Raw genomic sequence first — 11,034 nt, forward strand, 5'->3', positions numbered from 1 at the left:
AGCAAATACCACCTTTATTCTTTAGCAAAATAATTACAATTCATCTTGACGCTCTTCATTTCCGGTTCCATATTTCTACTTTTACTTTGAAAACGCTAACGTCTGCATCAATCTCTAGAATGAACTTTCCTAAATCTTTAGTTGCAATAAAATCAGTCTCTAGGTATATATCGACTTAATATATTTTTGGCTGGTTAATAGCTCTATTATTTATGTTCAGTTAGCTCGACTTTATCCAATCAGTAGAAGCGAGCATCCCAATTTTGCAAGAAAATGTTTGTCATTGCGATCGGACACTCTACTACGTTGCGATCGCAATAACAATTAATAAACTGGGTTTAATACAACTTACACATTTGGGATGCTCCCCAGGAGAAAAACTTTTGTAGTATCTTGCGTTTACTGCTTATTCATGTGAAAATTGTAACATACGGTAACTCGCTGACTTTACCGTATATTTGTGAAAAAACCTATAAAAAATACTTATACTACACAAAATTACACAGCGAATCTAGGGATTTAGCTATGAATATCAATACCCAGTGGATTAAAACAGATGTACTTGTGATTGGCGGTGGTACAGCAGGAACAATGGCAGGTATCAAGGCAAAACAAGCGAATTCTGATGCAGATGTACTGATTTTAGAAAAGGCTAACATACGTCGCAGTGGTGCGATCGCAATGGGTATGGATGGGGTGAATACCGCAGTCATTCCCGGTCATTCTACACCAGAACAATACGTGCGCGAAATCACCCTTGCTAACGATGGCATTGTCAACCAAAAAGCCGTTTATCAAACAGGCAAATTAGGTTACGAAGTCATCCAAGAATTAGAAAGCTGGGGTGTGAAATTTCAAAAAGATGCCCAAGGCAACTATGACTTAAAACAAGTACATCGTGTGGGTAAATATGTCTTACCCATGCCAGAAGGTAAAGACCTCAAAACAATTCTTACCCGACAAGTTAAACGCCACAAAGTCAAAGTCACAAATCGCGTCATGGCAACCCGTGTGTTAGTCAAAGAAGGACGTGCTATTGGAGCGGTGGGATTTGATGTCAGAAACGGAGATTATATTATTATTCAAGCTAAAGCAGTCATCTTGTGTACAGGTGCTTGTGGCAGATTAGGATTACCTGATTCTGGCTATCTCTACGGCACTTATGAAAATCCTACCAATGCTGGAGATGGCTATTCAATGGCTTATCATGCAGGAGCAGAACTCAGCAATATTGAATGCTTTCAAGTTAATCCTTTAATCAAAGATTATAATGGCCCCGCCTGTGCTTATGTCGCCGGGCCTTTTGGCGCTCATACTGCTAACGCCGAAGGAAATCGCTTCATTAGTTGTGACTATTGGAGTGGTCAAATGATGTTGGAAATCTGGAAAGAATTAAATTCTGGTAAGGGGCCAGTCCAACTTAAAATGACCCATCTTGATGAAGATACAATCGCTGAAATTGAATCCATATTGTGGGCGAATGAACGCCCAAGTAGAGAACGTTTTCATCAAGGCAGAAATGAAGATTATCGCACTCACGGCGTAGAGATGCACATTTCAGAAATTGGCTTATGTAGTGGTCATAGTGCCTCTGGTGTGTGGGTGAATGAAAACGCTCAAACAACCGTCACAGGTTTATATGCAGCCGGAGACATGGCTAGCGTTCCCCATAATTATATGATTGGGGCATTTTTTTTCGGTCGTATAGCAGGAACTCATGCCATTGAATATATCCAAGATTTAGATTTTATCGAACCAGATACGGATTTTTTAGAAGCTGAAAAAGCCAGAATTTATGCACCTTTAACTCGCCCCAATGGTGTACCTCACACCCAGGTAGAATACAAATTAAGACGCTTAGTTAATGATTATCTGCAACCACCAAAATCAGGTAATAAAATCGAGATTGGTTTAAAACATTTTGTCCAATATCAAGAAACATTAAATATAATGGGCGCTCGTGACCCTCATGAATTGATGCGTAGTCTAGAAGTTCATTTTATTCGCGACTGTGCAGAAATGGCAGCTAGAGCTTCATTGTATCGTCAAGAAACTCGTTGGGGTCTTTATCATTACCGCTTAGATTATCCAGAAAAGAATGATGATGAATGGTTTTGCCATGTCAATTTAAAGAAAGATGAATTAGAGAAAATGGTATTGTTCAAACGTCCTGTAGATCCTTACATTGTAGAAGTAGATACAGTCAAAGAATTTTACAATGTTGCAGTTAAGTAAAATAACCATCAAAAATGCTATTTTCTATACAAACAAGGTAGTATCAATATCTAACGACAAAAATGCATTATGAAGCGATAATTTTCGATCTCGATAATACACTGTTGAATTTTGAGCTATGTGAACGCCAAGCTATTCTAGGAGCGCTTGAAGATTGTGGAGTATCTTTAGATTTAAATGGAGTAAGTGAGACTATTTTTCTTCAAGTCTTTGAAACTTATAATTCCAAGTATTGGAGACAGCGCGAAACCTTTTCCCCTAGTGAGTTAATCGAGATGTCTTATCAAAGTACATTTGCTCAATTAGATATACAAACAGATAAAATCAGCAATCTTGGTGAAAGTTACTGGCATATTTTTAATCATTCGGGCGCAATGGAACCTGATGTAAATGAAGTGCTAACTGTTCTCGCATGCAGTTATCGTTTGGCTGTCATAACGAATGGCTTTGTATCAGCGCAACTACCGAGAATCCAAGCTGCTGGAATTGAGCATTTTTTTGAAGAAGTTGTAGTTTCTGAAGCAATTAGTTTTGCTAAACCATCACCTGAGATATTCCATTATGCATTATCTAAGTTAAATTTAACGCCAGCAGAAGTCCTTTACATTGGAGATTCTCTAAAGCACGACTATGCGGGAGCCACACAAGTCAAAATAGATTTTTGCTATTACAACCGAAAAAATCAAAGTTTACCACAAGAAGTCCAACCAAAGTTCATCATAAGTGAACTCTTAGAATTACTAGAGTTGGTTAATTAGTAAGGCACAAACAAAAAACTATGATAATATTAACGATTTGATAGAGATTGATATTAGCGCTCATTTTCTTATCGAATGCTGGATAACTAATAATTTTAATTATGACTAATAAAATCGCTATTGGTGAGCAATTAAAAATTAAGCAGGCTGAGATTCAAGATGCTGCACGAATATCTATCCTTGGCGAACAACTTGGCTATTCAGTGACGAATCAACAAGTAGAGCATCGCCTTGCTAAAATTAAAAATAATCATGCTCATATTGTATATGTTGCAACTGGAGAAAATGACTATGTGATTGGTTGGGCGCACGCGTATATTTGCGATTCGTTACTTATCTCAACTCCTGCAATTATTTTGGGATTAGTTGTAGATAAAGATTATCGTCATAGTGGAATTGGACGTTTTTTGATGCAGCAAATTGAACAGTGGGCTTCTCTGGCTGGATGTGATAGTGTTCTGTTAGGTTCTAATATTAAACGCAAAGAGGCTCACTTGTTTTATGAAAAAATTGGTTATACCAATATAAAACAGTCATTGACTTTTCAGAAACAATTGGTTTAGTAAAAGAATATGCAGTTAATTCAAACATTTACTACTCACCGTTTGCTTGCCGAACGTTTACAATTTAAACATTTGCATGAACTTTATCGTATGCACCAAGATCCGCAAGTTATGGCAAGTTTAGGTGGTGTTCGTTCTGATGAAGAAACACGGTTTTTTATCCTAAATAACTTAAATCATTGGCAGCATTATGGATTTGGTTTATGGGTGTTTCGAGATAAAGTTAATCATCAGTTTGTTGGTCGTGCTGGACTTCGGAATACTGATGTAGAAGGGAATGAAGAGGTGGAATTAGCTTACGCTCTAATAGGTAAATTCTGGGCTAAAGGGTTAGCGACAGAAATGGGTCAGGAAATATTGAAAATTGGTTCTGAACTACTGAAGTTGCCAGAGATAGTTTGCTTTACTCTCACGACTAACAAAGCATCACAAAGAGTTATGGAAAAGTTGGGGTTTCAATACGAGCGTGAGATTATCTACGCAGATTTACCCCATTTGTTTTACCGTTTAACATTTTAATTATAAAATAAAGGAGCAATTTTATGGCTTTAATCAATCAAAGAGTAGATGTTCCTGTTATCGTTGATGAATCGAAATGTCTAGAAAAATGTACAGCCTGTATTGAAGTTTGCCCCTTGGATGTGTTGGCAAAAAATTCAGAAACAGGTAAAGCCTACATGAAATATGATGAGTGTTGGTTTTGTCTACCTTGTGAAAAAGAATGTCCAACGAATGCAATTACAGTACAAATCCCGTTTTTATTACGTTAAATCTTCTCTTAATCTTCTGTGGTAAAAACTAATGAACGATGACCTTAATCATTGGTTAGAAATGCTGCGATCGCATGATATAAATGACCGGATAGTAGCTGTCAAAACCTTGCAGTATCTAGGCGATGAAGAAACAATAGATGCTTTAATCATCGCTTTGAAAGATGAAAATACTACGGTTCAAAAAATAGCGATCGCTACCCTTTGGGAAATTGCTAATCCTGTTGCTATTCCTGCTTTAATTGAATGCCTGAGTTCAACAGATGCAGATATTCGCACTGAAGCCGCATCATCATTAAACGAGTTAATCACACAAGAGGAATTATTACTTTTACTAGATAAACTACAAAGTAATGATGTGAATCTTCAATTAAATATTTTAGTGCTTTTGCGTAAGATACATGACATTCAATTTTTATCCTACATTTTACCATTTTTAGAATCAAAAAATCCTGAGTTAAGAGAAGCAGCCGTTACGACACTCCGATATATCAATCAACTAGAAAAATGTCCACAAGCTTTAAATTTAATCTTTGATCAAGAAGCAAGTGTACGTCGTGCTGCTGCTTTAACTTTAGAACATTTACAAGATGCAGAAGTGATTACAATACTTTGTCAAGCACTCACAAATGATAGTGACTGGCAAGTTCGCCGGAATGTAGCCAAATCTCTGGCTATTCATGAAAATCATCAAGCAATTTCAGCATTAGAAATAGCTTTAAATGATGAACATTGGCAAGTAAGGAAATCAGCAGCACAAGCTTTGCAAAAAATTCCAGATATTCAAGTTATGCCGAGATTAATTCAAGCATTAACAGATGAATATGCAGATGTACGGAAAGAAGCCGCGATCGCACTTGGTAATTTAGCTGAACCTGATGCTATTAACCCATTACAACAAGCCTTAGATGATCCTGACAAAGAAGTGTCCATCCAAGCACAACGGGCAATTCAGAAGATTCAAACAGATAAAATAGTCTCAAGGGAGCAGTAAATAATTAAGGAAAAGTGCAATGGGAAATCCATTTCCTGGAATGAACCCGTATTTGGAACAGCCGGAACTTTGGCATCAAGTTCATAATCGTTTGATTGTAGCGATCGCTGATCACTTAACTCCTCAAATCGCGCCGAAATACCGAGTTTCCATAGAAGAACGAATTTACACTAGTGTAGATGATATCTTACTTGTGGGAATTGCTGATGTAGCAGTTGCCACCCGTAACATTACTGCTACCAGCACAACTTTAACTGCTGCAAAACTTACCGAACCCAGTAAAGTGAAAGTTCCCATACCGGAACAAGTAACTGAACGATTTTTAGAGGTGCGAGCAACTCAAAGTAAAGAAGTAGTTGGTGTGATCGAAATACTTTCCCCTAAAAATAAACGCTCAAAAGAAGGTAGAGCCGCTTACGAAAGCAAACGACAAAAAATCTTGGCTTCTGCAACCAACTTGGTAGAAATTGACCTCTTGAGACAAGGAAAGTCAATGCCTGTTCTAGGAGCGATCGCCACAGATTATAGTATCTTGGTCAGTCGTAGCTACAATAGACCTGATGCAGATTTATATACTTTCGACTTAAAAAACCCAATTCCTGTTTTTCCTGTGCCTTTGCGTGAAGGAGAACCTGAGCCAATAGTTGACTTGCAAAGGATACTAAATGAAGTATACGAACGTGCTAGATTTGACTTGGCAATTGATTATTCACAACCTTTAAAAATAGTGCGCTCGCCACAGGAAGAAGCTTGGGTGAGAGAAATTTTGGAGAGGATTTAAATCAGAGCGATCGCTTTGATTATGCTGCAATTGGCCAATTTCTGATAATTAAGTTTCTCCTAACCATGTCTGACCACCAATCCCCCTTTCAGCACTCAAAAATTAATGATCCGCGTCATCAAGAAGTCGTCCAACTCCTGAAACAGGTTATCGAGCCTACCTTAAAAAATGACATCGTTAGTTTGGGAATGGTGCGAAATCTACGCATAGTTGATGACTATGTTTACTTACGTTTATATATCGGTTGCCATCAGCAGCAATTACAGACAGAGATTCAATCTAAATTATCATTTATAACTTGGTGCAAAAAAACTTACATTCAACTTTGCACAATTCCTGGTGTCAAAATAACCCTAGCAGTTTCTAGTGGGAAAGGTGGCGTGGGGAAATCAACAACAGCCGTAAATATAGCCGCAGCTTTAAGATTACAAGGTGCAAAAGTTGGGTTACTAGACGCTGATATTTATGGCCCTAATGTGCCACAAATGTTGGGTTTAGGGCAAGCTGAGATTCAAGTAATTCATACTCCTACAGGTGATAAGTTTTTACCTCTAGAAGTTCAGGGAATAAGACTGATGTCAGTTGGTTTACTTGTAGAAGAAAATCGTCCTTTGGCATGGCGTGGCCCTGTGTTGCATAAAATTATCACTCAATTTTTGCAAGATGTGGAATGGGGCGAATTGGATTATTTATTAATAGATTTACCTCCCGGTACAGGTGATGCTCAAATCACAATTATCCAAGAAAGCCCAGTTTGCGGAGTTATTCTAGTGACAACTCCTCAGCAAATAGCGATCGCAGATGTACGACGCAACATATATATGTTTCGCCAAGTGGGTGTTCCCGTCCTTGGCATCGTTGAAAATATGAGCTATTTAATTTGTGGTGATTGTGGCGCACACACGCCAATTTTTGGCAGTGGCGGCGGCGAACAACTCGCAGCAGAATTACAAGCGCCACTGCTGGGGCAAATTCCCATTGATCCCGATATTTGTAGCGGTGGTGATACTGGAAATCCGATTGCAATCAGCGATCGCACTTCGCCTGCAAGTGAGGTTTTTGTACAAATTGCCACTGCACTTAACGCAACTTTTACTAATTGCAGATAACCTGACTAACAATTCAAAATTCCAAATTAAAGACATTTTTAGGTGGGGATTTAAATCCTTTAATTTACGATAAAATCTGCGCTCTCATAACTTTTAAAACATCCTCTAAACTTGATAAGTCTGCTTTATTACTTCTTCTATTGAACTTACGCGATCAAACATTTCTATTAGTTCATGGGATCTTGTTCTTCGCTTCGCTAGCAGCACTTTTAGTAGCGTTAAATAATGAATATCGGGGTCATCTCCCAAGGCAACTTCGGCTGCTTGCAAGACTTTTGTCGCATTGCTAAAAATATCCTCATTGTCAAACCCTTCTTTTGCAGAAAGTTGATGTAACGCTGCATCGGGTACAGTTGCTCTACCCAGCAAGGTTTCATCTAATACCAAACCTTTCAATAATGCCAACAAAGCCGCATAGATGAAAAAATCATCACAACTATCACAAGCCTTAAATTCAATGCGTCCTACTTCAGCCGGAATCCGGGCGATTTTTGTCAAGGAAGGTATACTATTAATCAGTTGTTCCTGTTCCTGAATAAAAACCAAGGCTGCTGGTCTTTTTCCGGTTCTGATAAACGTTCGTACCGATAGCCCATCCCATAAAGCTCCCATATAAAAAGGGGAACTATAACTAAAAGGGACGATATAGGGACTGTAATAAGTTAACTTTCTGCCAATATCAATTACATCTTCAGTAGACAACTCTGCCATTGAAATATTTAAATCTGGCCCGTATGTAACCATGTGAATATTAGCAGTTTGTTCGTCAGGATAAGCCTGTAGCTGTTTAATTTCATAATCGTTTAATGGGGGTTGAGGCTCAAAGACCGGATTGTAGGGATTAAAACTGACTAAAACTGGTGATAAATCAAAGTTAGCAGCAACCTCACGTAGTAAATGAAAACTTTCTGATAATTCAGTAATAGCGCCTTGAATATTAGAATGTATAGTTGTTCTAATTTCAATACCTTTAGCATGACAGTCTATCACTTCATCAGAATCTGCAAATCTTTCAAATCCCTCAATGTACCATCTCTTCATCTTAATACCCGCATCGCCGACTCGGAGTTGAGGATAGTCACTGGGGTATGTAGGTAGCCTTTCAATAATTTGATTAAAATCAGCAAATTTTGTGTGGGAAAAATCAGCAAACTTTCCTTCTTTGTTGAGGAAAGCAACTTCATGCTCAATGCCAAACAGAAACATTATGTATACCTTAATTGTTTATTGAAGTAGGTGCGTACCCATTTATGGAGGATAAGTTTAAGTAGAAAAATTCTCAAGATTACTCTCAGATGGATTTTACCCCAAGACCGACTGTTGCGATTTGAAAACTTCTCTGGTTTATCTGCTGCCCCCACTATCTTCATAGTCACTGGGTAGTGTAGCTTAGTAGTGACTGAGGCAAGCTTGAGACGTGAGTTTTATGACAAGTACCGTTCAATCCCCCTACAGCAGCGAACAGATTGCCGCTTGGTTGCGTGGACTGCTCACCATTGCTTGGGCAGATGGTAATTTTGATACTCAAGAACAGGAATTCATTGCCAGTATCACCAAAAATGAATTAGCTCTTGGGATTAAATGGGACTCACTAGAGGTAATTACACCAGAGGAATTAGCCGCAGTGTTGGGTAAAGGTACGCCAACAGCAGAAAATTTTTTAAGGACAGCAGTGATGGTAGCGATCGCAGATGGTACTTATTCTCCCAGCGAAGATCAGGTTTTGCAACAGTTCTGCCAAGCCTTAGAACAGCCACAGAATTTATTGGAAGCCCTTCGCCACACCCTAGAACACCCACAGCAAGTTACCCCGACTATCCCCAGCCCTGGACTTACAAAGCGTGAAATTGCTGCACTATGCCCCCTGCGTGACTGGCTGGATGGGCTAGATATCCAAGACCCCAGAGTAGCCCGCTTTTTGTGTAAAATGATTCCCTCCCAGTGTGCCTTTGAGCGGGATGTCACCCTATTTGGACGCAAGATTGTCCATATCCCGCCGATGTGTAAAGTTAACCCGTTGTATGAGCAACTGGTGGGCTTACGTTTTCGCGCCCTCTGCTATCTTGCAGATAAATGCGGTGAAGATGTTTCAGCATATATTTAGTTAAAGTGATAGAGTGAGGAGTTATAATTTTTAACTCCTAATTCCTAACTCCTCACTTCTCATTATTATTAAGTATGCAATTTATCGACCAAGCAGAAATTGAAGTTGAAGCTGGTAAGGGCGGCGATGGTATTGTCGCCTTCCGGCGCGAGAAGTACGTACCGACTGGCGGACCCTCTGGTGGTAACGGGGGACGAGGCGGTTCGGTAATTTTCGTTGCCGATGAAAATCTGCAAACCTTGTTGGACTTCAGATACAACCATCGCTTTCAGGCAGAAAAAGGTACTCGTGGCGGGCCAAGTAACTGCACTGGAGCCGGAGGAAAGGATTTGATCATCGAAGTTCCCTGCGGTACGACCATTTATGATGCTGGAACTAGGGAATTGTTGGGGGATTTAATTGAGCCAAAGCAGACTTTACGGATTGCCCAAGGTGGTAAAGGCGGACTGGGAAATCAGCATTTCTTAAGTAACCGTAACCGCGCCCCAGAATACGCCCTCCCAGGATTACCAGGAGAAATAAAGCAGCTGCGCCTGGAGTTAAAACTTTTGGCAGAAGTGGGGATTATTGGCTTACCAAATGCTGGTAAATCCACTCTAATTTCATCTTTATCAGCTGCACGTCCAAAAATCGCAGACTATCCTTTCACTACCCTGATCCCAAATTTGGGTGTAGTGCGGAAACCTACTGGCGATGGTACTGTTTTCGCCGATATTCCCGGACTAATTGCGGGAGCAGCCCACGGAGCAGGGCTGGGACATGATTTCTTGCGCCATATCGAGCGCACACGAGTGCTACTTCACTTGATTGATGCCACTAGTGATGATGTGGTTAGAGATTATAACATAATTAAGCAAGAATTACAAGCTTATGGACAGGGTTTAGCAGAACGTCCGCAAATTTTGGCGCTGAATAAAATTGATGCAGTTGATCGGGAAACTGTCGATTTGGAGGCGTTAGCTACCCAACTTAATCATCTCTCCTATGCCCCGGTTTTTGTGATTTCAGCCGTTACCCGCACCGGGTTAGAACCGATGTTACAGGAAATTTGGGGAATTCTCGACCAAATGAAGGTTGCCCAAGAAGTGGAGGTATTGAGATAATAGATTTCTTGCATAAATCAAAAATTAAGAATCCCACCCCGCATTTGAGTAAAGCAAACGCTCCCCTCCCGAAGAGCGGGGAGGGGTTGGGGGTGGGGTGTTAGGGACTTTTGCAAGAGGTCTAATTACTAATTCGTAATTCGTAATTACTAATTCCAGAAGGTAATACCAAATCTATGTGAGCCTGCATAGAATAATTCCCTTGTCTGGCATGGAGTTTCAAGTGTTTTATTCTGTGCATCTTCATAGAGAATTAGTATAAGTAGCTATCGGCAGCAGAAATACTTTGTTTTTACTCATAGTTAGGACTTACGCATTGACAGGAAAGACCAAGTTATAGATGATTTGAAAAACTATATCTGTCGTAGGGGTAATTCATGAATTGCCCCTACTGCGCGGGTCTATTTACTATCAAAGAATGATTCATAAAAATCTGAAACGACCTATTTACGTTGATACACAAAATGATTCTTTTGTACAGTGCGTAAGTCTTATAGCGGTTCTCGACAAGCGTGAGGTACAATTTTGACCTCACTTCCATTCCTCTCTCCTAAAAGGAGAGAGGAATGGAATTTTTCCCCCTTCCCGAAGCGGGAAGGGGGTTAGGGGGTTAGGTC

11 protein-coding genes are annotated in these 11,034 nt (G+C 39.7%); 10 read left to right on the plus strand and 1 reads right to left on the minus strand.

The window, feature by feature from the left end:
- Window positions 1-525: 525 nt before the first annotated feature.
- The 8 genes from V7K36_RS33125 (at window position 526) to V7K36_RS33160 (ending at window position 7,210) form a co-directional block, all read left to right on the plus strand.
- Window positions 526-2,235: a fumarate reductase/succinate dehydrogenase flavoprotein subunit gene (locus tag V7K36_RS33125; RefSeq protein WP_335122200.1), complete on the plus strand. Its 1,710-nt coding sequence runs from the start codon at window positions 526-528 to the stop codon at window positions 2,233-2,235.
- Window positions 2,236-2,297: 62 nt separating this feature from the next.
- The gene (locus tag V7K36_RS33130; RefSeq protein ID WP_335122201.1) at window positions 2,298-2,993 is read left to right on the plus strand and encodes an HAD family hydrolase; all 696 of its coding nucleotides are present in this window, start codon (window positions 2,298-2,300) and stop codon (window positions 2,991-2,993) included.
- A 101-nt stretch (window positions 2,994-3,094) separates the two neighbouring features.
- A complete protein-coding gene (locus V7K36_RS33135; protein ID WP_335122203.1) occupies window positions 3,095-3,556 on the plus strand; it encodes a GNAT family N-acetyltransferase in 462 nt (153 codons plus the stop codon).
- A 9-nt stretch (window positions 3,557-3,565) separates the two neighbouring features.
- Window positions 3,566-4,075, plus strand: a complete 510-nt coding sequence (locus V7K36_RS33140) for a GNAT family N-acetyltransferase (protein ID WP_335122205.1) — start codon at window positions 3,566-3,568, stop codon at window positions 4,073-4,075.
- Between the two features lie 23 nt (window positions 4,076-4,098).
- Window positions 4,099-4,326: a 4Fe-4S dicluster domain-containing protein gene (locus V7K36_RS33145; protein ID WP_335122207.1), complete on the plus strand. Its 228-nt coding sequence runs from the start codon at window positions 4,099-4,101 to the stop codon at window positions 4,324-4,326.
- A 31-nt stretch (window positions 4,327-4,357) separates the two neighbouring features.
- Complete coding sequence (locus tag V7K36_RS33150; RefSeq protein WP_335122209.1) at window positions 4,358-5,320, plus strand: HEAT repeat domain-containing protein; 963 nt, start codon at window positions 4,358-4,360, stop codon at window positions 5,318-5,320.
- A gap of 19 nt (window positions 5,321-5,339) precedes the next feature.
- Window positions 5,340-6,101 (plus strand): DUF4058 family protein, encoded by a 762-nt coding sequence (locus V7K36_RS33155; RefSeq protein WP_335122211.1) that lies wholly within the window; start codon window positions 5,340-5,342, stop codon window positions 6,099-6,101.
- Window positions 6,102-6,166: 65 nt separating this feature from the next.
- A complete protein-coding gene (locus tag V7K36_RS33160; protein WP_335122283.1) occupies window positions 6,167-7,210 on the plus strand; it encodes an Mrp/NBP35 family ATP-binding protein in 1,044 nt (347 codons plus the stop codon).
- Window positions 7,211-7,315: 105 nt separating this feature from the next.
- Here the strand turns inward: V7K36_RS33160 and V7K36_RS33165 are convergent, their stop codons facing one another.
- Window positions 7,316-8,416, minus strand: coding sequence for a glutamate--cysteine ligase (locus V7K36_RS33165; protein ID WP_335122213.1), 1,101 nt, complete (start codon window positions 8,414-8,416; stop codon window positions 7,316-7,318).
- Between the two features lie 220 nt (window positions 8,417-8,636).
- On the opposite strand from V7K36_RS33165, the gene V7K36_RS33170 reads away from it, so the two are divergent.
- Window positions 8,637-9,314 (plus strand): Mo-dependent nitrogenase C-terminal domain-containing protein, encoded by a 678-nt coding sequence (locus V7K36_RS33170; protein ID WP_335122215.1) that lies wholly within the window; start codon window positions 8,637-8,639, stop codon window positions 9,312-9,314.
- Window positions 9,315-9,388: 74 nt separating this feature from the next.
- The gene (gene obgE / locus V7K36_RS33175) at window positions 9,389-10,417 is read left to right on the plus strand and encodes a GTPase ObgE (protein ID WP_335122217.1); all 1,029 of its coding nucleotides are present in this window, start codon (window positions 9,389-9,391) and stop codon (window positions 10,415-10,417) included.
- Window positions 10,418-11,034: the final 617 nt, after the last annotated feature.

Origin of the sequence: Nostoc sp. (genome assembly GCF_036919555.1) — a bacterium.
Taxonomy (GTDB): domain Bacteria; phylum Cyanobacteriota; class Cyanobacteriia; order Cyanobacteriales; family Nostocaceae; genus Nostoc.

Excerpts from the sequence above, each read along its gene's own strand:
- V7K36_RS33170 (WP_335122215.1), top strand. The coding sequence starts at position 8,637 with ATGACAAGTACCGTTCAATCCCCCTACAGCAGCGAACAGATTGCCGCT.
- V7K36_RS33135 (WP_335122203.1), top strand. The coding sequence starts at position 3,095 with ATGACTAATAAAATCGCTATTGGTGAGCAATTAAAAATTAAGCAGGCT.
- obgE (WP_335122217.1), top strand. The coding sequence starts at position 9,389 with ATGCAATTTATCGACCAAGCAGAAATTGAAGTTGAAGCTGGTAAGGGC.
- V7K36_RS33160 (WP_335122283.1), top strand. The coding sequence starts at position 6,167 with ATGTCTGACCACCAATCCCCCTTTCAGCACTCAAAAATTAATGATCCG.
- V7K36_RS33130 (WP_335122201.1), top strand. The coding sequence starts at position 2,298 with ATGCATTATGAAGCGATAATTTTCGATCTCGATAATACACTGTTGAAT.
- V7K36_RS33155 (WP_335122211.1), top strand. The coding sequence starts at position 5,340 with ATGGGAAATCCATTTCCTGGAATGAACCCGTATTTGGAACAGCCGGAA.
- V7K36_RS33145 (WP_335122207.1), top strand. The coding sequence starts at position 4,099 with ATGGCTTTAATCAATCAAAGAGTAGATGTTCCTGTTATCGTTGATGAA.
- V7K36_RS33150 (WP_335122209.1), top strand. The coding sequence starts at position 4,358 with ATGAACGATGACCTTAATCATTGGTTAGAAATGCTGCGATCGCATGAT.
- V7K36_RS33140 (WP_335122205.1), top strand. The coding sequence starts at position 3,566 with ATGCAGTTAATTCAAACATTTACTACTCACCGTTTGCTTGCCGAACGT.
- V7K36_RS33165 (WP_335122213.1), bottom strand. The coding sequence starts at position 8,416 with ATGTTTCTGTTTGGCATTGAGCATGAAGTTGCTTTCCTCAACAAAGAA.
- V7K36_RS33125 (WP_335122200.1), top strand. The coding sequence starts at position 526 with ATGAATATCAATACCCAGTGGATTAAAACAGATGTACTTGTGATTGGC.